The 24832-nt window shown below is 70.1% G+C and carries 16 protein-coding genes; 1 reads left to right on the top strand and 15 read right to left on the bottom strand.

Annotated features, from left to right (window positions below; genetic code table 11):
- Nucleotides 1–3: 3 nt before the first annotated feature.
- The 3 genes from QSK18_RS04950 to QSK18_RS04940 are packed head-to-tail and all read right to left on the bottom strand — an operon-like array spanning nucleotide 4 to nucleotide 9582.
- Nucleotides 4–297, bottom strand: coding sequence for a hypothetical protein (locus QSK18_RS04950; RefSeq protein ID WP_285616729.1), 294 nt, complete (start codon nucleotides 295–297; stop codon nucleotides 4–6).
- The gene (locus QSK18_RS04945) at nucleotides 294–7520 is read right to left on the bottom strand and encodes a hypothetical protein (protein ID WP_285616727.1); all 7227 of its coding nucleotides are present in this window, start codon (nucleotides 7518–7520) and stop codon (nucleotides 294–296) included. Before QSK18_RS04945 ends, QSK18_RS04950 begins: the two co-directional genes overlap by 4 nt.
- Entirely contained in the window at nucleotides 7504–9582 is a 2079-nt protein-coding gene (locus QSK18_RS04940) for a flagellar biosynthesis protein FlhA (protein ID WP_232808741.1), read from the bottom strand. Before QSK18_RS04940 ends, QSK18_RS04945 begins: the two co-directional genes overlap by 17 nt.
- Nucleotides 9583–10093: 511 nt before the next feature.
- Here QSK18_RS04940 and QSK18_RS04935 point away from each other — a divergent pair.
- Nucleotides 10094–10252, top strand: coding sequence for a hypothetical protein (locus QSK18_RS04935; RefSeq protein ID WP_232808740.1), 159 nt, complete (start codon nucleotides 10094–10096; stop codon nucleotides 10250–10252).
- Between the two features lie 13 nt (nucleotides 10253–10265).
- On the opposite strand, the gene QSK18_RS04930 is transcribed toward QSK18_RS04935, so the two are convergent.
- The 12 genes from QSK18_RS04930 to QSK18_RS04875 form a co-directional block, all read right to left on the bottom strand.
- On the bottom strand, nucleotides 10266–10913 hold the full coding sequence (locus QSK18_RS04930) for a sortase (RefSeq protein WP_232808739.1): 648 nt from the start codon (nucleotides 10911–10913) through the stop codon (nucleotides 10266–10268).
- 36 nt (nucleotides 10914–10949) lie between these two features.
- Nucleotides 10950–15623, bottom strand: a complete 4674-nt coding sequence (locus QSK18_RS04925; RefSeq protein ID WP_285616721.1) for a beta strand repeat-containing protein — start codon at nucleotides 15621–15623, stop codon at nucleotides 10950–10952.
- A 279-nt stretch (nucleotides 15624–15902) separates the two neighbouring features.
- A complete protein-coding gene (flhB, locus tag QSK18_RS04920; RefSeq protein ID WP_285616719.1) occupies nucleotides 15903–17072 on the bottom strand; it encodes a flagellar biosynthesis protein FlhB in 1170 nt (389 codons plus the stop codon).
- A gap of 9 nt (nucleotides 17073–17081) precedes the next feature.
- Entirely contained in the window at nucleotides 17082–17843 is a 762-nt protein-coding gene (locus tag QSK18_RS04915) for a flagellar biosynthetic protein FliR (RefSeq protein WP_232808736.1), read from the bottom strand.
- A 9-nt stretch (nucleotides 17844–17852) separates the two neighbouring features.
- Nucleotides 17853–18122, bottom strand: coding sequence for a flagellar biosynthetic protein FliQ (locus tag QSK18_RS04910; protein WP_232808735.1), 270 nt, complete (start codon nucleotides 18120–18122; stop codon nucleotides 17853–17855).
- A gap of 41 nt (nucleotides 18123–18163) precedes the next feature.
- Nucleotides 18164–18862: a flagellar type III secretion system pore protein FliP gene (gene fliP / locus QSK18_RS04905; protein ID WP_285616716.1), complete on the bottom strand. Its 699-nt coding sequence runs from the start codon at nucleotides 18860–18862 to the stop codon at nucleotides 18164–18166.
- A gap of 191 nt (nucleotides 18863–19053) precedes the next feature.
- Complete coding sequence (locus QSK18_RS04900; protein WP_285616711.1) at nucleotides 19054–20574, bottom strand: FliO/MopB family protein; 1521 nt, start codon at nucleotides 20572–20574, stop codon at nucleotides 19054–19056.
- Nucleotides 20571–21365, bottom strand: a complete 795-nt coding sequence (gene fliN, locus QSK18_RS04895) for a flagellar motor switch protein FliN (RefSeq protein WP_232808732.1) — start codon at nucleotides 21363–21365, stop codon at nucleotides 20571–20573. Before fliN ends, QSK18_RS04900 begins: the two co-directional genes overlap by 4 nt.
- Nucleotides 21366–21468: 103 nt before the next feature.
- The gene (locus QSK18_RS04890) at nucleotides 21469–22386 is read right to left on the bottom strand and encodes a flagellar motor switch protein FliM (protein WP_285616709.1); all 918 of its coding nucleotides are present in this window, start codon (nucleotides 22384–22386) and stop codon (nucleotides 21469–21471) included.
- 153 nt (nucleotides 22387–22539) lie between these two features.
- Nucleotides 22540–23115, bottom strand: a complete 576-nt coding sequence (locus QSK18_RS04885; RefSeq protein ID WP_232808730.1) for a flagellar basal body-associated FliL family protein — start codon at nucleotides 23113–23115, stop codon at nucleotides 22540–22542.
- Between the two features lie 40 nt (nucleotides 23116–23155).
- Entirely contained in the window at nucleotides 23156–24058 is a 903-nt protein-coding gene (locus QSK18_RS04880) for an OmpA/MotB family protein (protein WP_285616706.1), read from the bottom strand.
- Nucleotides 24058–24831, bottom strand: coding sequence for a flagellar motor protein (locus QSK18_RS04875; protein ID WP_232808728.1), 774 nt, complete (start codon nucleotides 24829–24831; stop codon nucleotides 24058–24060). The genes QSK18_RS04880 and QSK18_RS04875 overlap by 1 nt, the downstream gene beginning before the upstream one ends.
- Nucleotide 24832 lies beyond the last annotated feature (1 nt).

Below are 24832 nucleotides of genomic sequence, written 5' to 3'. Positions count from 1 at the left end.
GGGTCAGGTGTTCTGACCGGCCCGCCGGGTCTGGGCCTCCGCCGCGCGTTTGGCCTCGGCCTCGGCCGCCGCCTGGGCCGCCTCCCGGGCCTCCTCCGCGTCCTTCTCCTCCCACTCCCGCTCGTACCGACTGATCAGGTTCATGATCAGCGCGGCTCCGACCGAGCAGACGACGGCCACGATCAGCCAGCGGGTGAGTGCGGTCATGGCGTCGAGCCCGCCGCCGGCGTACTGGGAGTACAGCGACGGGCCGGCCAGCACAGCCGCGATCGCGCAGCCGACCAGCAGTGGGTTCACGAGGTCGCGCCACCCACCGCGAGCTGGGTGCACAGCAGCGCGGCCCAGCCGACCCGGTCGACGGCGATCCCGTCCAGCCGGACCACCGGCAGGCCCAGCTGGAGGGCCGCGGCCGGTTCACCGGACTCGAACGCTCCGTCCAGGGCCACCGCGTCGACCTTGCCCAAAGACTCCAGCCAGCGCTGGTTCTCCTCGATCGACCTGGTGCCGTCGAGCACTGCGATCACCGCCTCCGCCTGCACGTCCTGCAGGACCTCACGAATCTTCCCGGTTTCTGGGGTCAGGGCCGGGACTGGGACACTGACCACCACCGGACGGGTGGCGGCCACCCGATCGACCGCCTCCAGACGTTCGGGCCCGACCTCGAGGGGAACCGTGACCACCGGTCGCGGACCGCCCTCATGCGGAAGGTCGAGTGCGGTGCGGGCGGCTTCCAGCCCGATCACGTCCGGCGGGCCGATCACCGCGATCACCGCTACGTCGTAGGCGATCTCGGGTTCGGGCATCTCGCCGAGCATCTGCACCACCGCCATGAACCGGTCGCCGGGCTGCAGGTTGGCGGTCCAGTCGGTGGGCACGCCCAGGCTGTTCAGGTGCATCTTGTCGGCGGCCAGGGCGAGGCCGTTGGCGATCGCCTCGGCGGTCTCCAGCCCGGCCTGGACGCCGGCCCGGACCTGTTCGAAGTCCAGGGCGTGGTTGAAGTCGGTTGTGGGGGTATTGGTTTCTGAGATTTCGGACGTCGGTGCGCCTGAAGCGTTGGGATCGTCCGTCTCGGTGTGGTCGGGGGCAGGGGTTTGGTCTGTTGTCGGGTTGGTGGTGGCGTGGCTGGTCAGGAAGTCGGTCAGGGAGAGCGGGGCATTCGGTACGGGGAGGGGCGGTTCGTGCAGGAACGGCGACTCGGTCACTGGGAAGCCGGGTGTGACCGGGGCTTCCATGTTCGGGACGACGCCCGACGTGGTCTCGGTCGCGGTCAGGGGGTCGGGCTTGGGTTCGGTGTCCGGCTGGAAGGCCCAGGTGGTCACCGGTTCCGGCTCGGTGGTCTCGGTTTGCGTGGCGCTGGGGTCGGACCAGCGGGCCAGGAGGTCGGCAGGGGATGCCCAGCCTGACGTCCCGCTGCTGGAGTCGGTGGCCGGCGCGGCTGGGGTGGCCGGGGGAGCCCACTCCGGGCTGGTGCTCGTGGGCGTGGCCCAGGGTGAGGTGGTTCCCGCGGCTGTGTTCTCCGGCCCTGTGTTTTCTGGCCCGGTGTTTTCCGGGGCCGGTGCTCCGGGCTGGGCGGGGACGACGGGGGAAGCACTCATCTCCGGGCTCAGGGACGCGCTGAAAGCATTCTCGGGTGCGGCTTCTGGTTCGGGTGAGGTCTCGCGCTCGGCCAGCATGACTTCGGCCCACTTGGCCTGGATGTCTTCGGCTGCGCTGGTGGGCTCGGGACCGGCCAGGGGGGCTGCTGCGGTGCTGGCGGTTACAGGCTCGGTGGCTGCGGGTCCGGTTGTGGTGGTTGCGGGCCCGGTCGTGGCGGCCTCGGTGGTTGAGGGCACGGTGGTTGAGGGCTCGGTGATGGCCCCGTTGGTTGTGGCTGTGTCCTCGGCGAGTGCTGCTGTGAGGTTGTCGCTGGGGCTGGCCGTGCGTTGGGTGGGCAGGCCTTCGGTGAGCCCGATCGTCTCGGCGGGCTCGGTCGTCTCGGTGGGCCCGGTTGTCTTGGTGGGCTCGGTCGTATTGATGGGCTCGGTCGTCTCGGTGAGCCCGGTTGGATCGGTGGGCCCGGTCGTCTTGGTAGACCCGGTCGGCTCGGTGGGCTCGGTGGGCTCGGTGGGCTCGGTGGGCTCGGTGGGCTCGGTTGTCTCGGTGGGCTCGGTGGGCTCGGTTGTCTCGGTTGTCTCGGTGGGCCCGGTTGTCTCGGTGGGCTTGTTGCTTTCGGTGTGTTCGGCGGCGTTGGCGTCCGTGCTGGTCTCGGTGTCTCCGTCGGTCTCGGGGGAAGGAACTGCGAAGGCGGGCGTCTCTGACGAGGGCGGTGCGAGGACGGGCATCGCAAGTGAGGGTGTCTCGAGAGCGGCTGCCGGCAGATCGGAACCTGAGGAGGCGCTTTCGAGGGCAGGGGTAGGGCCGGCCTCGGTGCGGGGGGCGATTTCGGTAGCGGTTTCGGCCGCGACTCCGGTAGCGACTCCGGACTCGGTCTGGGACGCGGGGGCAGGTTCGCTCGTCAGGGGAATGCTTGCGCCTGCCTCGGTAGGCGGGGCCCAAGGGGTGTCGGTCGGCGGGTGTGTGGTTGCGTCTGCTTCGGTGGGGGTGGCCGAGGGGGTGTTGGCCGGTGGATGTGTGGCTGCGTCTGCTTCGGTGGGGGCGGTCCAGGGGGTGTTGGCCGGTGGGTGTGTGGTTGTGCCTGCTTCGGTAGGCGTGGCCCAGGGAGCGTCGGTTGGTGGGTGTGTGGTTGCGTCTGCTTCGGTAGGCGTGGCCCAGGGAGCGGCGGCCGATGGGTGTGTGGCTGCGTTTGCCTCGGTAGGCGTGGTCCAGGGGGTGTCAGTCGGCGGGTGTGCGGTTGCGTTTGCCTCGGACGGGGTGGCCCAGGGAGCGTCGGCCGGTTGGTGTGTGGCCGCACCTGCCTCGGTGGGGGTGGCCCAGGGGGTGTCGGTCGGCGGGTGTGTGGCTGCGTTTGCCTCGGACGGGGTGGCCCGGGGAGTCTCTGCCGGCGGGTGTGTGGCCGCACTTGGTTCGGTTGGGGTGGCCCAGGCCGGCGTGGTGTCACTGAAGGTGTGCGTGGTGTCGCTCGGCTGAGTCTCGGCGGGAGAAGCAGCGCCGGCTGTCGAGGTGCCAAGGTCAGCGGTTGACTGGCCTGTGGAGTCGGAAGTCGCGCTCGCTGCACTGGCACTCATCACGGCCTGGGCGGCTGCGACCTCCCCGGCGGTTGCGGCCGAACTGGCCCGCGCGGCCATGGTCTCCCAGGCCGGGGGCTCGTCGTCGGCCGCTGCGCTGGACGCCTCGATCTTCGGCGCATCCGGGACACCGCTGCCCTCGGACGACTTCGTTGCTTCGTCGCCCACTGCCGGACTGATCGAAGTCACCGGGGCGACCGACTCGTCCTTGGTTTCGTCTTTGCCCTTGCCCTTCTTCTTGCCGCCGAAGCGCACGCCGAACAGCTTGAAGCCACCTTCCGGAGGAGTGTCCGCCTCGGCCCGGGCTGCGGAAATCGGCGCCGGAGGGGTGCCTTCTGCAGACGTTCCGGTGGCGCCGGTCGAAGGTGCCTGACCCAGCGCACGATTGGTGGTATCAGTGGCGGAACTTCCTGTGGACGATTCATTTGCGGCAGGCGTGGCCTGGCCGGTGACTGGAGGCGCAACGGACTGGACTGATGCGGGATTGGTCTCCGCGGACGTCCTTTGGTTGGGCATGTTCTTCTTCGAGCGACGAGCCTTGCCCTTGGGCAAGACCGTGGTGGCCCGCGGAGCTGTGGCAGCCAGCTCGTCCAGTTCGGATGACGGGTGAGGGGCAGCCGAGCTGGTCGCTGGTGCCGTTGCGGTGTCGCTGCCGAATGCGGGCGCTGACCACTGCTGTGCCTGACCTTCACCGCCGGTCGCTGGGGCGTTTTCGGCTGTTGCGGGTGTGGACCAGGGGGAAGTGATCGTGGTGTCGCCCTGCCCCGGCATCGGTGCTGCCCACTGGGCTGCGATTGCTTCTTCGGGGGAGGCGTAGGGGCTGGACGTCGGAGCATCGGTAGGTGCGCCGGTCGTCGGGGTTGCCAGAGGGGTTGCGGATTCGGGGTGTTCGGAGGCTGACGGGTTTTCGGCCTGTCCGAAGGTGCTGGTGAATTCGCCCTGGCCGAATGCCGGCGCGGTGGGGTTCTGGCCGAATGTGGGCGCGCTGTTGTTCGGGTCCGAGGTGGTTGTGTCGCCCTGGCTGAAGGTGGCGGTGGGGTCGCCCTGGGGGGACGTGGGCGTGGAGTTGTGCTGGCCGAATGTGGGGGTGGTGTCGGTGTGGCTGAAGGTGGGCGCGGCGTTGCCCTGGCCGAATGTGGGCGCGTCGTGGCCATGGCTCAAGGTCGGTGTGGCGTTGCCTTGGCCGAAGCTGGGCATGGAGTCACCGAGAGCTGGGGTGGCGTCGCTCTGACCGAAACTGGGCGTGGCGTTGCCTTCACCGAACGCGGGTGCGGTGGTGTTCTGGCCGAAGGTGGGTGCGATGTCGCCCTGGGCGAGGGTGGGCGTTGCGTCGCTGTGGCCGAACGTGGGCGTGGTGCTGCCCTGGCCGAACGTGGGCGTGGCCTCGCCTTGGCCGAAGGTGGCGGGGGCGTCAGCGGCGCTGGAGTTGATGGGCTCGCTCGGGGCGAAGGCGCTGGGGGGTGCCAGGGCGGGAGTTTGAGTGGTTGTTCCGGACGCAGGCTGGTCAGAATCTTCAGGCCGACCGGAACCCGCAGTCTGGCCGAAGCCAAGGAACTGGCCGAAACTTGCAGATGGGCTCGAATTCTCAGATTGGCCAGAAGGCTCAGATCGGCCGAGACTCAACGGCTGCTCAGAACCCTCTGACTGTAGCGAACTTCCGATATGACCGAGGTCCTGGCTCTGCTCGGATGTCTGACCCTGTCCAAGGCTCTGGTTCTGTCCGAATCCTGGGTTCTGCGCGGGTCCCTGAGGACGGCCATCGGCCGATTCGAGCTGGGCCGGGGGCAGCGGCTGGGGCGCCTCGGTCGGCGATGCGGGAGCAATGGCCTGGAGGGTGGGAATCGGGGCCGTCACGGGTGCGAGGCTGGGCGTTTTCTGGGGTGTTTCGGGCGCCTTGGAGGGCGAGGGAATCGGCGGGGTGGCAGCCCAGCGCGACACCACATCGTCCTCGGTCTCGCTCACGGCCGGCGGATCGCTCGGAGCCAGACCCGGTGTACCTGTGCTCGGGGTGGCCAGACTCGGTGTGCCCGTGCTGGGCATGCCGGTACTGGGCGTGCTCGGCCCGGTCGGGTCGGCCCACTTGGCGATCAGTTCGGCCTCGGCATCCGAGGTGCCGGAAATGTCGTTCGACGCAGGGGAGGCCGCAGGCGTGAGGTCGGGCGCCATGGGAACACTGCCCGACGACTGGGCGTCTTGGGTGTTCTCCTGGGCTTTTTCCTGGCCGGGCTGCGGGTCTGAGGGCGTCCCCGGGGAGTCGCCCGCCTGGTCGCGCCCGGCACCGCCGGAGCGGGCCTTGGGCGGGAGCGGGAGAAGTTTCGGAATGTCCCTCACCGTCGATGGATCGGAAGGAACCTCACCGTTGTTGAGCGGACCCGGGCCGTCGGCTTCGGTCTGCTGTCCCCCGGACGGAGTCTGCGTGGACATCTCCACCCGGATGCCCGGGAGGGCGTGGGTCATCAGAGCGCCTGGCGTCTGCGTCGGGCGGGGACTGCGGCGGCTGGCCGGGAGTCCCAGATCGGCCGGAATGGCCCGCTTCCGGGGGGCTTCGGTGCGTGGGCTCCGGCCGCGGGCCCAGGCGGGACGTAGCCCGCTGAAGTCCAGGTCGTCGGTGGAGGCGGGCAGGGGAGACTTGATGTCCTCAGCCGGAGGCTCGGGGATCTCGATCCGCTTGACCGCGGGTGTGTCGGCCGACTTCTTCGCCTTCGGTGCACGATGGGCCGCCTTGCGGGCGCGGCGCCGGGTCTTCGGTGCGGGGGTCTCGGCCGGAGCATCTTCGGCGACGGACTGGGCGGCGCTGTCGGCGGACTCAGGGGTTGCCGGCAGCTCGATCGTCGGAGTCTTCGCGGCAGCCGGGGTGGGCTCGGGGTGGAAGGAGGCGACGGTGGCGCCGTCGATGAGTTCTGTCTCGGTGGTTGCAGCTGTGTTCGGGATGATCGGGGTGGCCGGGTGGGCGTCTTCGCTGGCGGTCTCGGCGACCTTGCTCGGGACGGTGTCCACGACGGTGACGTTGTCGGCGGACTCCGGTTCCTGGGGGAGATCGGGGGCGGGCTCAGGGGTGTTCTGGAGAGCGAGCTCGGAGGTGGGCGTTTCTGCTTTGGTGGGCTCGACACCGGGCTCGGGCTCAGGGCTGGGCTCAGCGGTGCTGGTCTTCGCCTTGGCCGCCTGCTTGCGAGTGGTGGCCCGGGTGGTCCTGGCCTTCGCCTTGGTGGTCCGGGCGGCCTTGGCTGCTCGCTCGGCCCGCAGTTCCTCCGCCCGCGCCGCGATCCGGGCCTCACGTTCCGCTGCGACCCGGCGAGCGGCCTCTTCCTCCTCGGCCTCCTGGGCAGCCTGACGGGTGGCTTCCTCGGCTTCTGCTTGGGCTGCGGCGTGCTGGGCGGCCTCTTCGGCTTCCGCTTGGACTGTGGCCTGCTGGGTGGTCTCCTCGGCCTCCGCGTGCTGGGAGGCCTCCTCGGCCTCTACGCGTGCCGCAGCCTGACGGACGGCCTCAGGGACGTTCAGGGCGTCCGCGTCGCGCTCAGTCTCCGCGAGCGTCCTTTGTTCGAAATCCTGCTGCTCCGCGACTGAGCCGTCCCACTCTCCCCACTCACTCTCGTCCCACTCCATGTTGTCCGGCCCGTGCTGAGCCTGAGCCGCGCGGTGGAGGGGCATCGACAGGGGGAGGCCCGAATCGGCTGGGATCCGTGGGTCGCCCGGGCGGCCGCCACCGAGGTTGCGTACGGCGTCGGGGCTGACCGTGGGGCGAGCCCCGGGGTAACCGCCGGCGTTGAGGATGGCGGCCAGGTCCAGGGTCTCGCGGACCTCGTCCTGCCCGTAGGGGTCGAATGACGGCCCGCGACGGGAGCGGGAATCCGCCTGTCCGAGGGCATTCTGGCCAGGGGCGTCCTGGACGGGGGCACGCTCGTCGGAGGCCATGGCCGCCTCGAACGCTGCCTGCCGGGCCATCGCCAGCGCGGCGGCCTGCTCGATCGAACCGCGCTCGTCCTCGTCTGTGCGCTTGTTCCCGGCGCGCTGGGTGAGCGAGCGCAGGCCCCGGGCGCCAGATCGCGCCGACACTGCCCGTGAAGTCGCCCGGGAAGTTGCGCGGGAAGTTGCGCGGGGAGTGGCAGGCCGAGCGGCGGGGGCTTCGGCGGCCGCAGGGGTCGCGGAGGCCGGGAGCGCCAGTTCCTCGTCGTCGTCCAGAGCGTTCAGCCCGCCCGGTACCTCGACGGCGACCTCGAAGGCCTCCTTCGCGAAGAACCCCATTACACCGCCCCGGCGCACTTTCTCGGCCCGGACGATCCGGGCGAACGGGCCCCCCTCGCGGCGTGCCCGGATCAGCAGGGCCTCGAGGTCGTCACCTTCAAGAAGCAAATTCATGACTACTACTCACCTGTCCGACGGTCTCGATCTGGTGAATGCCGGTCGCCTCGGTGAAGGCGATGACGGGAAGCTGGGGCAGCGAACCGCGCAGCAGACGCCGCATCGGCAGCCGCAACGGGCCGGAGATCAGCAGCACCGGCAGTTCGCCGCGCTGCTCGGCCGCGGTCTGGAGGGCCGAGATGTCCGAGACCAGGCGCTGGGCCTGGACCGGGTCGAGGGCGATCACCACACCCTGCTCGCTGGCCCGCAGCGCCTCGCCGATCGAGGTCTCGACCGACGGTTCCAGGGTGATCGCCCGCAGCACGCCGTCCCGGACGTACTGCACGGCCAGGGCCGGGCCGAGGGCGGCCCGGGCGGCCTCGAGCAGGGCGTCGGGGTCGTTCGAGGTGCGGGCCCGCTGGCCCACCCCCTCCAGCACCCGGCCGAGGTCGCGGATCGAGACCTGCTCGTCGAGCAGCCCCTGCAGCAGACGCTGCACCGCCGAGAGCGGCAGCACGGCGGGCACGAGTTCCTCCACCGCGGCGGGCCGGTCGTTCTTGAGCACCTCGAGCAGGTCCCGGGTGTCGTCCAGGCTGAGCAGCCGGGAGGCGTTCTGCCGGACCATCTCGGCGAGGTGGGTGGTGACCACGGCGGCGCGCTCCACGATGGTGGCGCCGGCCAGTTCGGCCGAGGCGCGGTACTCGATCGGGACCCATACCGCGGGCAGACCGAACACCGGCTCGGTGGTGTGCCGGCCGGGCAGGCCGTCCATCGAGTCGCCGATCGCCAGCAGGTGCCCGGGCGGGGCCTCGCCGGTGGCCACGCTGCTGCCACCGATCCGGATCTCGTAGGTGCCCGGCGCCAGCATCGCGCCGTCCCGGGTACGCACCGGCGGCAGGACCAGGCCCAGGTCGAGGGCGGTCTTGCGGCGCAGGGCCCGGACCCGGTCGAGCAGGTCCCCGCCGCGGGCGGTGTCGACCAGGTCGACGGCGTCGGGGGAGAGCAGCAGTTCCAGCGGGTCGACCCGGAGCGAGTCGGTGACCGGGTCGCCGGTGCCGCCGCCGGCCGGCAGCGGGACCTGGCCCGAGGGCATGGCGATGGCGCCGGAGGCGGCCGGGGTGTCGGTGCCCTCGTCGTTCATCGAGTCGTCGTTGGCGCGGAAGGCCATCAGCAGCACCAGCGCACCGACGATCAGGAAGGGCAGCTTGGGCATACCCGGGATCAGGCAGAGGGCGATCATTGACCCACCGCCGATCATCAGCGCCTGGCGGTTGCGGCCGAGCTGCCCGATCAGGTCGCTGCCGACGTCGCCGGCCCCGGTCGAGCGGGTCACGATCACGCCGGTGGCCACCGACATCAGCAGCGCCGGGATCTGCGAGACCAGGCCGTCACCGACGGTCAGGAGGCTGTACTTCTGGACCGCCTCACCGGCCGGCATCCCCAGCTGCAGCATGCCGATCGCGAAGCCACCGATCAGGTTGACCAGGGTGATGATCACCGCGGCCATGGCGTCGCCCTTGACGAACTTGGTGCCACCGTCCATGGCCCCGTAGAAGTCCGCCTCGGCCGCCACGTCCTTGCGTCGCTGGCGGGCGGTGTCCTCGTCGATCAGGCCGGAGTTCAGGTCGGCGTCGATCGCCATCTGCTTGCCCGGCATGGCGTCGAGGGTGAACCGGGCGCCGACCTCGGCGACCCGGGCCGCACCGTTGGTGACCACGGTGAGCTGGATGATGATCAGGATCGCGAAGATGACCAGACCGATGATCAGGTTGGACCCGATCACGATGTGGCCGAACGCCTCGATCACGTGACCGGCGAAACCGTCGCGCAGCACCAGCCGGGTCGAGCTGACGTTCAGCGCCAGCCGGAAGATGGTGGCCACCAGCACCACGGTGGGGAAGATGGCGAAGTCCAGCACGCGCTTCACCTGCAGCGCGACCAGCAGGACGACCAGGCTGATGCCGATGTTCAGGGCGATCAGGATGTCCAGGAGGAAGGCCGGCAGCGGCACGACCATCATGAGGACGACGATCACGATCGCCACAGGGATGGCGATCTTGGTCATCCGGTTGGACGGCACGGGGGCGACCTCCGACAGCAGTGCAGTCGACGAGACTGTGAGGGGGCGGGTCGTCGCTCGTGAGCGAGCGTGAATCCGTGGTCCCGCGGTTCGGCCATCCGTGGCTGATGCTCACATCGGCGGTGGCCGTACGGGACTTGAGCCGATCGGGGGACGGCGGGGCGGGGCCGGGCCCCTCGGCGCTGTGCCGAAGGGGCGAATCTGCGCCGCCGGTGCCGCGACCAGGTATCACCGCCCGGTTGCCTGGTGTCCATCAGCTGTCAAAGTCGCTGCGGCACGGTTCTTTCAGCAGGTTCGCGCGGTGAGCGACCGTCCAGACGTGCCGATCGTCCGATGCGGCGTACTTTGGTCTGCAGCGGGCCGCGATCCATCCCGAAACGGGGCGAACTATGCTCTGTTCGGCCTTCGGCAGGGCACGTCCGCGCACACCGGCGTGTGCGGTTCCCCAGGTGTCCGACAGCTGTACCTGTTTCTGTTCGTGAGTCGCACTGCCCTCCGGCGGAGGTGCCGAATGTCAGTCGTAATCGCCGCGATCGCGGTCTTTCCCGTGCTCACCCTGCTGATCATCGGCCTGGCCAAGGCCGAGAACGGGCTCATGCCCCGAAGTACGCCGGCCGAGCTCCCGGGCCCGGCAACCTCCGTCCCGGCTCCGGACTCGACGGTCAGCTGATCCGGCGGAGGGTTCAGGCCCGGGCTGCGGGCCGACTGCCCACCAGTACGGCGTGTACGTAGAGCCGCTCGGTGGCCGAGAACTCCGGGTGGCAGGTGGTCAGCGTGAGCATGGCCTGCCCCTTCGCCGTGCGCTGCTGGATCACCGAGACGTCCGCGGGATCGGTGACCCCCTCGCCGACCACCTCGTAGTCGAACCGGCCCCGGGCCGTCCAGACCCGGATCAGGTCGCCGTCGGCCAGCGTGTTGATCTCCCGGAACGGTGCACCCCAGGTGGTGCGGTGCCCGGCGATGCCCACGTTGCCGCGGCGGCCGGGCTCAGGACTGCCCTCGTACAGGCCCAGCCCCTGCCGTAGAACCTCGGTCCCGGTGCCCTGCTCCACCGGCATCCGCCAGTCCGCGCCCAGTTTCGGGATCTTGACCACCGCCACCACCGGCCCGGCCACTCCCTTCGGGACCACCGCGGTACCGGTGCCCTTCTCGACCGGGGACGTGAACGCCTGGGTCGCGCGGTCGGCGAGGCTGTGCGCGGTGGTGCGGGCCTGTCGGTTGGTCCACCACCAGCCGCCTCCGACACCGGCCGTGAGCAGGGCCCCGACCACCAGCGTCACCAAACCGATGAGGCGGACCCGCGATCCGCGGGCCCGCCTCAGGAACTTCACTCCTCCATCTTCTCGGATCTGTTGGTCAGCGGCTGGTTACGCCGCGTCGTCAGGTGAGGATTTATCGCTGTCCTGGCCGGGCTCCGGGCGGGAGACCGGGTCGGGGCCGAAGAGACCGGCCGGCATCAGCTGCCGCCCGTCCTCGTCGGTGGTCGGCTGCCGGTAGCTGCCGCCCCGGCGGATCCGGAAGCGCTCGGCGCCCAGCAGACCGGTACCGATCAGCACCAGGACCAGACCGAGGACCAGGCCGGGCACCAGCAGGAGCGGGGTACCGGTGAAGGCCAGGCCGCCCCCGGTGTCGTTGCCGCCGCTGCCCCCGGTGCCGTCCCCGTCACCCTCGCCGGAGTCGTTGCCGCCCCCGCCGCCGGTGCCGCCGCCGTCACCGTCGCCGCCGTCGCTGTTGCCGCCGCCCCCGCCGGTGTCGTTACCGCCGCCTCCGCCGGTGCCACCGCCGCCTTCGGCGACGACCGTGACGTTGACGGTCTGCTGCGAGACCTGGTTCAGGTCGTCGATCACCGACATCACGAACCGGTCGGTGCCGACCCGGTCGGCGGCGCGGTAGACGCAGGCCCGGCCGTCGTCCGCGATCCGCACCGAGCCCAGACCGTCGGGCGTGCTGCAGCTGGTGACCTCGATGCCCGAGTACGACGGGCCCTGCGGGGTGACCCGCTTGCTGGCCCCGAGCGCCACGTTGGTGTTGATCGTGGCGGTGGCCGCCAGCACCGGGATGAAGGTGAACGACTGGACGAAGCTGATCGAGCCGGCCGAGTTGGTGACCGTCACCGTGGTCGGCCCACCCGGGTGCGCCGGGGTGGTCACCCGCAGCATGTTCGACGCCGCGGCCTTCCACTCGCCGACGGCCTTCTCGGCCAGGGCCGGGCGGAAGGCCCGGACCCGCATGTCCTTGTCCCGGGTGGCCTGCTTCAGGCTGCCTGCCGACCGGGCCGTGTCCAGCCCGGTCGCCGGGTCGTCCACGTCCGGGCCGAGCTCCAGGTCGGTGCCCTCGGCCCCGTCGAAGGAGACGGTGGTGTTCTGGTCGAACCCGGTGCCGATGATCGTGACCTCGGTGCCACCGGCGGCCGGGCCCACGTTCGGGGTCAGGCTCGACACCGTCGGCAGCCCGGAGAGCGGCACGTAGGTGAAGAGATAGCTGCGGCTGCTGCCGTTGGCGTTGCGCAGCACCACGGCGACCCCACCGGCCGGGTGGGCCGGCGTCCGCACCGACAGCGTGGTGTCGTCGACGACGTTCAGGTCGGTGGCCGCCTGGCCGTCGAAGGTCACCCGGTCGACGCCCTGCAGCCCCAGGCCGCGGAACAGGATCGTGGTGCCGCCCACGGTCGGGCCGCTGCGCGGCGTCATCGAGTCGACCACGGGGACGCTGTTCGCGGCCACGTAGGTGAACTTCGAGCCGTCGTTGGCGGTGCTGCTGCCGACCAGTGTGGTCACGATGACGTCGACCACTCCGGCCGCGTGGGCGGGAGCGTCCACCAGCAGCGTGGTGCTGTTCAGCACCGTCAGGTTGGTGCCCGCGGTACCCCCGAAGGTCACTCCGGTGGCGCCGAGGAAACCGGTGCCGTAGACGGCGACCTGGGTGCCGCCGGCCACCGGCCCGACGGCCGGGGACATGGTGGTGACGGTCGGTCCGAGGTTCACCGGGAGATAGGTGAACAGCGACGTGCTGGTGCTGTTCCCGCTCGGGCTGGTGATCACCACGGAGACCACGCCGGCGGCCTTGGCCGGGGTGTTCACCGTGATCTGGGTGCCCGGGCCGTTGACGTTGAAGGACGTGCCCGGCGTACCGCCGAACTCGACCCCGGTCGCCCCGGCGAAGTCGGTACCGGTGATCGTCACCTGGGTGCCGCCGGTGGTCGGGCCGGTCAGCGGCGAGATACCGGTGATCTGCCCGTCGAAGGCGGTGTAGGTGAAGGGAACGGTGTCGGTGCCCCCGGTGGTGGTCACCAGGATGCTGGTCGCCCCGGCCACCAGACCGGCCGGCACCCGGAAGGTGGCGGAGGTACCGGCGCCGTTGACGCTGATGTTGGTCGCCGGCAGACCCCCGACCAGGACGGCCAGGGTGCTGTCGAAGCCGGTGCCGGTCAGCGTGGCGTCGAAGCCACCCTGCAGCGGGCCCGAGGAGGGGGTGACCGAGGTGATGCTGGGTGCGGCCGCGGCGTAGACGAACAGGCTCGGCAGCAGGCTGGTGCCGAAGTCGCCCTGCAGCGTGACGGTCACGATGCCGGCCGCGTGGGCCGGGGTGGCGAACACGATCTGGCTGCTGCTCTGGCTGGTGAAGGAGCCCGCGTTCACGGTGTTGCCCCCGATCACCAGCGAGTCCACGTCACCCAGGCCGAGACCGGAGAGGGTGACCGCCGTGCCGCCGGTGGTCGGGCCGGTCAGCGGCAGGGCCACGACGTTGAGCGGGACGGCGGCGTAGGTGAAGTTCACCGCGTTGCTCGTGACACCGCCCGTGCGCACCGTGATCGGGGCCGCGCCGGCTGCGTGCAGCGGCGAGGTGAAGCGCACGGTGGTCGAGTTGACGAAGGTCGTCACCACCGGCATACCGTCCACGAAGACGATGGAGCTGGGGGTGAAGCCGGAACCCGTGACCGTGACCGTGGTGCCACCGGTCGCCGGGCCCGCGCTGGGGCTGAGCGACCCGACCGACGCGGCCGCGGCCGTGTAGGTGAAGGTGTTGGCCACGATGCTCTGGGTGACCCCGCCGCTGTAGCGGATGGCCACACCCACGTCACCGGGGTTGGTGGTCTGCGGCGAGGTCACCGAGATGGTGAGCCCGTCCCAGGAGAAGTTCGTCCCCGGCACGCCCCCGAAGTCCACCCCGATCGGGGTCCCGACCAGGTTGAGGCTGGTGATGGTGACCGGGGTGCCGCCGGCGATCGGGCCGGTGGACGGGTTCATCGTCACCGCGATCGGCGGCAGGCCGGCGAGCTGGTAGGCGAACGGGCCGGCGTTGGTGGTGGTCGAGCCGGGGCCGTTGAGCGTGACCGTCACGGTGCCCACGCTCAGGTTGGCCGGCGTGGTGAAGGTCAGGCTGGTGCCGTCGTTCGACTGGGCGGTGATGGTGCCCGCCGCGTTGCCCACGTCCACCGAGGTGACCTGGTCGAGGTTGGTCCCGGTGACCGTCACCGACGTGCCGCCCAGGATCGAGCCGTTGCCCGGGGCCAGGTTGGAGACCGTCGGGCTGCCGTAGGTGAAGGTCGCGCTGCCGGTGCCGGCCACCGCGCCGCCCCCCGAACCGGTGCGCACGGTGATCGTGGCGGTGCCGGCGGCGTGCTGCGGGGTGACGAAGCTCAGTCCGGTCGAGCTGTCGTAGGTGGTCGGAACCGGGGTTCCGTCGACCAGCACGACACTGGCGTTGGTGAAGTTGGTACCGCTCAGGGAGACCGCGGTACCACCGGCGACCGGGCCCCGGCCGGGCGTGATCGAGCCGACCGTGGGAACCCCGACGTAGCTGAACACGGCGTCGTTGGTCTGGGCCGAGGTGCCGCCCGAGTTGGTCACCGTGACGAACTGGCTACCGGTGCCGGCCGGGGCCGTGGCGGTGATCGAGGTCGGGCTGTTGACCGTGACCCCGGTGGCGTCGGCGGTGCCGAACTTGACCGTCGAGCCGCTGGAGAAGCCGCTGCCCGAGATCGTCACCGTGGTGCCGCCTCCCGGTGGGCCGGTCGCCGGGCTGACCCCGGTGACCGCCGGGGCCGCCACGTAGGTGTACTGCCCGGAGGCGGTGCCGGTCCCGGCCGGGGTGATCACCTGGACGTTGACCGAACCGGTGCCGTCCGGGGCGATCGCGGTGATCTGGGTCGGGCTGTCGATGGTGAAACCGGCGGTCTTGGCGCCGAAACGGACGCCGGTGGCGCCGCGGAAGCCGCTACCGGTGATCCGGACCTCGGTGCCGCCGTTGGCCGGGCCGCTGGTCGGCGTGAGGCTGCCGGCCGTGGGGGTCACGGCGTCGGTGGTCAGGCACTCGGTGTGGCCGACGATCACGTCACCCTGGCCGACCGCGCTGAGCGCGCCGCCCAGCAGCTGCAGCCGCAGCGCGTTGGTGGCGAGCCGGGTCTTCCCCCCGGTGGTGGTGCGGGTCTGCTCGTTCAGGTGCAGCTTGCCCAGACCCAGGATGTCGATGACCGTGTTCGGGGCCGGGTTGGCGGGGACCGACGTGTTCAGGACGCCGTTCAGCTTCAGGCCGGTCACGGTGGTGGTGGCGGTGACGCCACCGGCGTCGCCGAGGCAGCTGGAGCCGATCACGTCGGCGGTCACCGCCTGCAGGCCCTGCAGGCCGGTGCCGGTGCCCAGCCCGGCGACCGAACTCGTCGCCTTGGCGGTGTCCTTCAGGTCGTCACCCTCGGCGGTGGTGGTCACCGCACCGGTGGAGAGCAGTCCGGTGACCGCGACCTTGGCCGTGGTGGCCTGCGCGGGCCCGGCCGGCCAGTCCGACTTCGGCGTCTGCCCGGTGCCGATGCCGACTGCTCCGAGCAGCGACACGTTGGCGAAGACGCCGTAGGACGAGGCGGCGGTGGAGCCGTCGGCGGCCGCCTTGATGTCCTTCTTGCTTACCTTGGAGTCTTTTTCGCTGTCTTTCGACGGCTTCCCCACCGCCGAGGAGACAGCCGCCTCGGGTGCGGCCGATGCCGAGGCGGCCGCGGCCGGCAGTCCTCCACCGGCGACGAGCAGGCCGGCCACGACCTGCGCCACCCCTCGTCTGCGGCGGAAACGGACGGGGCCGCCGAAAAGCGGCCCCCCGCCTGGGTTCGTACTGTTCCGTGTCAAGACACGCATTGAGGCGCCCCCGCTACCTGATAGCCAGGACCCTCTCGATCCCGGTCGATCGGGCACTCTAGGTAGCGCTGTAATTACACGCTTGGGATTACTCGCGGCGTGTCCAAAAAGATCTACGCGAGAAGCGGTGAAATTGCCCCGGGGTGGTGGTTTACGCCGCACAGACGGGGGACTTGCCTTGCGGCCGGGGAAGAATCAGCGCGGCGCTCGGCGCGCCTCGCTGATCTCCCGACGGCGGCGTGCATTGAGCTCGGCCCGGGTGGGCAGGACGTCCGGAACCGGGATCTTGGTAGGCGGTTTCCGGGTTGCGGCATTGCGGCCGGGCTTGCCGGCCTGCATCACGAACGCCAGGATCCGGGCGACCGCCATGTACAGCTCGGCCGGGATCTCCTCGCCGATCTCGCAGACCCGGAACAGGGCGCGGGCCAGGGGCTTGTCCTCCACCACGGGGACCCGGTGCTCCTTGGCGAGCTGCCGGATCGCGGCCGCGACCGAGCCCGACCCCTTGGCCACCACCTTCGGGGCGCCCTTGCCGGACTCGTACTTCAGGGCGATCGCCAGGTGCGTCGGGTTGGTCAGCACGACGTTCGCGTCGCCCACCTCGGCCATCATCCGGTTGCGGGACATGGCCATCTGCTTCTGCCGGATCGCCCCCTTCAGCATCGGGTCGCCCTCTTGCTGCTTGTACTCGTCCTTGATGTCCTTCGGCGTCATCATGAGCTGCTTCATGACATCGTGACGCTGGTAGAAGTAGTCGGCCATGGCCAGCACCAGACCCGAGCCGGCCGCCACGAAGACCAGCTTGCGGATGTCGGCGGCGGCCATCTCGGCCGTGGCCATCAGCGGCAGGATGCCCTGGCCGATCAGCTGGGCGACCAGGTCCTGGCCGATGATCCAGACCACGGTGGCCAGGACGACCACCTTCAGCAAGGCCTTCAGGGCCTCCCAGGCCGCCTTCATCCCGAACATCCGCTTCAGGCCCTGTAACGGGTTCATCCGGCTGAACTTCGGTTGCAGCACCTTCGCGCTGGGATAGAAGCCCTGCATGGCGGTGGCCACGAAGGCGGTCAGCATCGAGGCCAGGCACATCGGGGCGGCCCCGATCAGCACCGCCATCGGGATCTGGTTCATCACCTCGTAGGCCCGGGGCAGGCTCGGGTCCCTGGCGATCGCCGGCAGGTCGGTCAGCATCGCCCGGACCCGCTCGTTGGTCAGGTGCACGCTGAACGGCATCACCGCGACCGCCGCGGCCAGCGAGGCCCAGGTGCCGAAGTCCTGGGAACGGGGGAACTGCCCTTCCTTACGGGCGTCCTTGATCTTCTTCTCGGTCGGCTTCTCGGTCTTGCCGTCCTTGTCACCGGCCATGTCGGGACCTCACCCCCCGACCAGGCGGATCATGGCCAGGCCCGCGGTGTTGACGAAGTTCTCCAGCGTGCCCGGGATCTGCACGAGGATCAGCCCGATCAGGAACAGGCTGAGGATGATCTTCAGCGGGAAGGCCAGGGCGAAGGCGTTCAGGGCGGGGGCGGCGCGGGTGAGCAGACCCAGGGCCACGTCGGCGATCAGCAGGGCGGCGAGGATCGGCGCGGTCACCTGGATCGCCGAGACGAACATGGTGGCCAGCATCTTCGTCAGGGTCTCGGCCACCAGGGCCAGGTCCATCCGGGCCAGGGCCGAGATCTCGAAGGTGCGCGACAGCCCGGTGAGGATCACCAGGTGGCCGTCGGCGGCGAACAGCAGGGTGATCGCGATCAGCTGGTGCAGCCGGCCCATCACCGAGCTCTGCACCATCGACAGCGGGTCCAGGCCCTGGGTGATGCTGAAACCGCCGGCCAGGTCGATGAAGTCACCGATGGTCTGGATCGCGGCCACCGCCATCAGCACGAAGTAGCCGAGCGCCACCCCGAGCAGCATCTGCAGCAGCATCTGCCCGATCATCGCGCCCGAGCCAAGTGGCGGGGCCTGCCTGACGGTCCACGTGGACATCGGGATCGCCAGGGCGAACGCCGTCGTCGCCCGCACCTGGCTGGGCATCGCCCGGGTGTTGAACGGCGGGGCGATCAGGACGAAGCCGACGACCCGGCCCAGGGCGAGCAGGTAGCCCGAGAGCGTCAGCGTGGCGAAACCGAGGTCCACAGGGCCTTCTCAGCTGTTGAGCAGATTGGGGACCATGGCGAACAGTTCGCGGGTGAAGCCCTCCAGCGTCTTCAGGCACCAGCCCCCGGTGAGCACCAGGACGACCGCGGTCACCACCAGCTTGGGCACGAAGGTCAGGGTCTGTTCCTGGATCTGGGTGGCGGACTGGACGATCGACAGCACCAGCCCGACCCCCAGGGTCGCGCCCAGCACGGGGCCGGCCACCTTGGTCGCGGTGAGCAGGGCGGCCGCGACGATCTGGATGATCGTGTCTTCCATAACGCGCCTCCGGGTCGGGGATCGGGCAGGGGGAACGGGCGCTAGCGATAGCTGCCGATCAGGGTGGTCACGATCAGCGTCCAACCGTCGACCAGCACGAACAGCAGCAGCTTGAACGGCAGCGAGACGAGCGCCGGAGGCAGCATGACCATACCCAGCGACATCAGGATCGCGCTGACCACGATGTCGATCACCAGGAACGGGATGAAGATGACGAACCCGATGATGAACGCACCGCGCAGCTCGCTGAGCACGAAAGCCGGTACCAGGGTGCGGAGATCGACGGTCTCGCGGTTCTCCGGCAGGGGCAGGTCGGCCGCCTTGGTCATCAGCGCCAGTTCCTCGTCGCGGGTGAACCGCAGCATGAACTCGCGCATCGGGTCGGTACCGGCCCGGTAGGCCTCGGTGGCGTTGAGGTCGCCGGCGCTGTAGGGCTGGATGGCCGCCTCGTTGATGGCGTCGGCGGTCGGGCCCATGATGAAGAGAGAGAGGAACAGGGCCAGACCGACCAGCACCTGGTTCGGCGGTACCGAGGGGGTGCCCAGGGCGCTGCGGGTCAGCGACAGCACCACCACGATCTTGGTGAACGAGGTGCACAGCAGCAGGAGTGATGGAGCGACCCCGATCAGGGTGACCAGGATGATGATCGACAGCACCTGGCTGCGCTGACCGGGAACGCTGACGGTGACGTCGTTGTCGCCCGGCTCGACCGTGTTGGCCTGTACAGCAGTCACACTCACGGCTTGTACGGCAGTCACACTCACGGCCGGTGTCTCGGAGACCGGAGCGGCCTGGGCCGAAGGCACCTGCAGCAGAAGGAAGGCCACGCCGAACACCAGGCCGGCGAGCAGCCGGAGTGCGGGTCGTAGTCCCCCAACGCCTCCGGCTCCGGGAGGTTCCCCCACCTTCCGTGGGGAACGGCCGTCCATGGTCAGCCTCGCCGGACGGTCAGGTCGCGCAGCGCGTCGACTCCCTGCCGCCACGTCCTGGGCGACAACACCGATCCGTTCACCTGCGGGTTCAGCTCCTGGGACCGTCGGCCCGAGGGCCGGCTCGCGACATGGGCGGGCTGATGGTCCGAAGACTGGTCCTGGGGCTGGGCCACTCGGCGCCCCTGGCCCGGCACCGGTACTGGCACCGGCTCCTGAGGCTGACGCTGGGGGCGCAGCCGCCGCTCGGGCTGGCCTGCGGCCCGACGACCGGGGTAGGCCTCGGCCTGGAAAGCAGCTACCTGACGGGCAGTACGTTCCGGCAGTGACTCCGCGGGCCTCTGGATCAGGGCGGCCGGGCTGTCGGGAACGAAAGCCCGCCTTCCGGTCACCTCGGCGCTCGGGAACGTCGCCGGCTGCGGTGCGGGTTCCGGTTCGGGCTCGGCCGTGGTCCGGCCGGCGGCGCGCAGGGCGCTGGCCAAGTCGGGGAACTCGTCCACCTGAAGGCCGTCCGGCAGAGGCAGAGGCTCGTCCTCGGCGGGAGTGTCCCGCAGCGAGGCGCGGTTCTGGGCCCGGGTGAGGGGACCGGGATCGCGGGGCGGTCCGGCCGCCCGGCGACCGGAACGGCGCACCGGGCGCTCGGATTCGAGCAGCAACTCGGCAGACTGCGCCGGGTGGTCCGGTTCGAAGGCGAGCACCGGGACGGTCGGGTCCAGGGGGTCCGGCTCGCGGGTGTCGAGGTCGGTGTAGTGGGGCGCATCGGTCAAATCGCGGACGTCGATGAGCAGTGCGTCTACCGGCGCCGGGGAGGTCTGTGGCTGAGTAGGCATCAGCTCCTCCTCCGCGTAGGCCGCAGCAGCCGGAGACGGTGGCAGTTCGGCCTCCGTCGCCGGGGCGCCGAAGGCTGCGGCAAGTTCCTGCGCAGCCAACTCGCTCTCGAACAGATCCTCGGCGTCGATGTTCTCCGGCGCACTGATCGAGGTGGGGACGAAACCGGGCACGAAACTTGGCTCGCTGTTGGGGACGGCGGTGGGCCGGGTGAGGCCGAAGCCCTTCGACCGACGCCCGCGCCTGGCGGTCCGGCGCCCGGCGAATGCCTCGTCCGCTTCCTGCCGGTTGCTCCGGAGGCCGAGCTGACGACGCAGACTCGACTTCACGGCATCCGCCACCGCACCGGCTGAACCGGCCCGGGCGGCGGCCGGGGTGCGCCGGCTACGGCGGCCGGTGAGCTGCTTCTGGGCTGCGTTCTGGACTGCGCTCCGGACCGCCTCGTCGGCGTCGTCGAAGTCGGCCAGCATCGTCACCCCCTGCGAGGTGACACCGAGAAGCAGCTTACGGTCGCTGATCTCGACCACCGCGAGGTTGGCCTCACGGGACAGGCCGATCCGCTCGACGATCCGCAGGCCGCTGGTGCCGTTCTCACCCCCGGCCCGCCGGGCGAGCCGGGCGGCCAGGGCGATCGTCATCAGAACCACGATCAGGCCGCCGACCACGCGCCCGAGCTGGTCCAGGTCGCCGATCACGTCGCGTCCCGGGTGACGATCTCGGTGATCCGCAGGCCGAAGCTCTCGTCCACCACGACCACCTCGCCGCGGGCCAGGAGCGTGCCGTTGACCAGCAGGTCGGCCGGTGACCCGGCGAGCCGGTCGAGCTCGACCACGTCACCGGGGGCCAGGGCGAGCAGCTGCCGCACCGACATCCGGGTGCGGCCCAGCTCGCAGGTCACCTCCATCTCGACGTCGCGCAGCATCTCGATGCCCCAGCTGTTGCCGCCGGAGCTGGGCCGGGCGCCGAAGGCGGCCGGAGCGGCGGGGGCGGAGGGCGCCATCTGCGTGATCGAGAGCCCGACCAGCGCGGTGGTGCTGCCCTCCGGCCCGGCCAGCGGCAGGATCACCGTGGTGCCGCCGTTGAGCACCTCCAGGCACTGCTCGACCGGGGTGGCGGTGGGGTCACCGTCCAGCCGGCCGCCCAGCGAACTGGCGATCGAGTCCAGCGCCGGGCGCAGGGCCTGGGCCGGCTCGAGCGAGCCGAACGGGGTGCCGGCCAGGGCATCGACCAGTTCCTGACCGACGACCAGGAGCACCTTGCCCTCGACCCCGCCGGAGAGGAAGGCCGTGATCGCGGCGCCGGCCGGATCGGGCAGGACGGCCTGGGCCGGGTCCGCGACCGGTTCGCCGATGGTCAGCGGCGAGGCCGAGGGGATCTGCGGCAGGGCTTCCCGCACGGCCCCGATCGCGGCCTGGGCCACTGCGTCCCGGTTGCCGGCATCGCCTGTGCGCTGCTCGGGAACCATGGGTGAGGCTGAGAAAGACATGAGGGGTCCTCGGTGTGCGATGAGTCAGATGTCGAGGTGGCTTCCCTGCCTTCTCGGCCGCATCCCTGCGTCGATTGAGCTGACTGAGTGAACTTCCGCGAAGTTACTGCTCCGGATCGACGATCAGAGCCGCCAGCTGCTTGCCGCTGGCGCCGGGGATCGCGTAGCCGAACGTGGAGGACGCCGAAGTGACCTCCAGCGGCTTGGACGTGCGGTGCCCCAGGCTGACCACGTCACCCACGGCCAGCCGGCCGATCTGCGAGGAGCTCATCCGCAGCGGGTCGAAGCGGATCGAGACGTCGACCTCGACGTCGTTCAGCCGCTGGGTGGTCTTGGCGGCCGCCGCACTGCGCTGCTTCTGCTTCTCACCGCGGTCCTGCGACCGGGTGGCCTGCTCGAGGGCCGGCTGCAGCATGGCGTAGGGCATGCACAGGTCCATCGTGCTGACCCGCTCACCCACTGCCAGCTGCATGCGGGCCACGATCACCGGGTCGGTGGCCGCGGCCGCCTGCACGAACTGCGCGTTGCTCTCCAGCGTGAGCAGCTGCGGCCGGGTGACCGCGATCGGCTCGAGCGCGTAGGCGAACTCGCGCAGCGCCCGGCCCAGCAGGTGCCGGACCAGCGTCTGCTCGATGTCGGTCAGCGGACGCTCGGGTTGCTCGTCGACCCCGCTGCCGCCCAGCAGATGGTCGATCATGACCATCAGGTTGCTGAGGTCGAGACTCATCAGCGCCTTGCCCTGCAACGGTTCCAGCGACATCACGGCGCAGACGCTCGCCTCGGGCAGCCCCGACAGGAACTCGTCGTAACTCATCTCCTCGACCTGCACGAGGCTGAGCACGCTGACCGCACGGAGACTGGTCGTCAGCACGGTGGTTGCCTGCCGGCCGAAGGTCTGCATCGCGACCTTCAGCAGGTGGGCATCCTCCCGGGCCAGCCTGACCGGCCGGCGGAAGTCATAGGTCCGAGCACCTGCCCTTGGGCGTCTGCCCGTGCTGGTCGCCTGATTGGAGTAGCCCACGAAAGGTGCATCGGTGGGCCGGGCGAGATCCTTTAACCGTCTCCGGCGGTATCTGCGGCGGGGCGGTCAGGACGGCAAACGAAGGACGGCGGTGGCAGCCTTGGGGGGCTGCCACCGCCGTCCGTTCGTGCTCGGGTCTGGTCGGTCAGGACCTCACTGCATCACGAACTCGGTGAAGTAGAGGTCGTAGACCTCCGGCTGCACGGTCAGCTCGGACGCGCGTTTGATCGCCTGGGCGGCGGTCAGCTCGTCGTCCTCGTGCGCCTTGCCTCCGCTGACCTCCTCGTTGGCCTTCTTGATCTCCTCGTGGGTGATCTCGCCGTGCGGCAGGTAGGCCAGCTTGATCCGGGCCACCAGCTCCTCCTTGGCCTCGTCCTTGCCCTTGGCCTCGGACAGCTCGGCCACGGACATGCCGCTGAACACGTCGATGATCTTGTCCAGCGCCTTGGAGCCGTCCACCTCGGCCGCCTCGGCGGTGGGTTGCAGAGCGACCCCCACCTTGAGGAAGTGGCCGCTGGCGAGGTTCACCGTGATCGACTCCAGCGGGACCACGACACCGGCGGTCGGTTCCGGCAACGCGGCCGCGGCCCCGTCGTCCTTCGGCTTCAGCACGAGGAAGTAGGCGGCGGCGAGGATCAGGACGACGACGGGCAGGGCGATGATCAGGAGCTTCTTCTTGCCCCCGCCCTTGGCCTCCTCATCGCCCTCCTTCTCTTCTGCCTTGGCCATGTGACTGTCTCCTTCTGTGGTCTGGTGGTCCGTGGGCGAGCTACTCGCCCGAGGTGGTGGAACCGCTCTGGTTGCCGAGGTCCTCGACGGCCTGGCCGGCCGACTCGTCCACCCGGGCCACGACGACGATCTCGACCCGGCGGTTGACGACCACCGCCCGTGGGTCGTCGTTGGAGAGCCGGGGCCGGGTGTCGGCGAAACCGGTGAAGGTCATCCGGCGGAACGGGATGCTCTGCTCGTTGTGCAGGTAGCGCAACACGTTCGAGGCCCGCTGACCGGAAAGCTCCCAGTTGGAGGCGAACTGCGCGGTGCGGATCGGGATCGAGTTGGTGTGCCCGTCCACGCTCAGCCGGTTGGGCAGACTCCGCAGGGTCGGGCCCAGGGCGTTCAGGATCCGCTGGCCGCGCGGCTGCAGGGTGGCACTGCCGCTGGTGAACAGCACGTTGTCGGTGGCGATGGTGACCACCAGGCCGCGCTCGTCGAACCGGAAGTTGGCGCCGTTCTTGAGTCCGGCCCGGCTCAGCGCATTCCTGAGTTCCTTCCGCGCTTCCCGGAGGTTGTTGACCTCCTCCTTCACCGCGGCCTCTTCGGTGGCCTTGACCAGCTCGGCCACCTTCTCCGGGTCGACCTCTCCCTCCTGGGGTTCGTTCGTCCCGTCCACTCCAGGCTTCGGCATGGTGTCGGGGGCGACCGCACCTCCCGGGTCGAGCAGGGAGGGACCACCGCTGAGAACCTCGGTGGGAGTACCGAAGCTGGTCGACAGACCGGTCGCCAGGGCGGCGAACTTCTTGGAGTCCACCTGGCTGATCGCGAAGAGCACGATGAAGAGCACCATCAGCAGGGTCATCATGTCGGCGTAGCTGACCAGCCAGCGCTCGTGGTTCTCGTGCTCCTCGTGCTCCTCCTCGTGACCCCGGCGCTTACCGCCCCCGCCGCCGCTCATCAGGCCGCCTCACGCACTTCGTTCGGGCCGGTCGGGGTCATCTTCGAGCGCAGCTTGGTGGCCACCACCCGCGGGTTGGAGCCGGCCTGGATCGCCAGCACCCCATCAATGATCAGTTCCATCTTGGCCGCCTCCTGGGCGGCCAGATACTTGATCCGCTTGCCCCAGGGCAGGAACATCACGTTGGCCGACATGACGCCCCACAGGGTGGCGACGAAGGCCGCGGCGATCAGGGCGCCCAGGCTCGAGGGGTCGTCGAGGTTCTCGAGCACGTGGATCAGACCGAGGACGGTACCGACGATACCGATCGTCGGGGCGTAACCGCCTGCGTCGGTCCAGAATCCGGCGCCGATGGCGGCCGACGCCTTCTTCGCCCGCACCTCGGCCATCAGGATGTCGTACAGGTCGTCGGGGTCGGTGCCGTCGACGGCCATCTGCAGGCCGCGCTGCATGAACGGGTCTGCGACGTCGTCCATCTCGGACTCCAGCGACAGCAGCCCTTCCCGGCGGGCCTTCTCGGCCATCTTCACCAGCGGCTCCACGATCTCCTCGTGGTTGGGCGGCTTGGCGGTGAACGCGTAGGCCAGCCACTTGAAGGCGGTCATCATCGAGGGGATCGTGCCGCCACCCATGCAGGCGCCGAAGGTACCCACGATGACCAGCAGGATCGGCGGGATCAGGAAGATCGCCAGCGGGCTGCCGCCCTCGAGGATCATCGAGACGAAGATCGCCACCATCGCGACGACCACGCCGGCAATCATTGCCACGTCCATG

Source organism: Kineosporia sp. NBRC 101677, assembly GCF_030269265.1.
Taxonomy (GTDB): Bacteria; Actinomycetota; Actinomycetes; order Actinomycetales; family Kineosporiaceae; genus Kineosporia; species Kineosporia rhizophila.
Note: the sequence above shows the minus strand (reverse complement) of the source record. Positions and strands in the feature narration are given on the sequence as shown.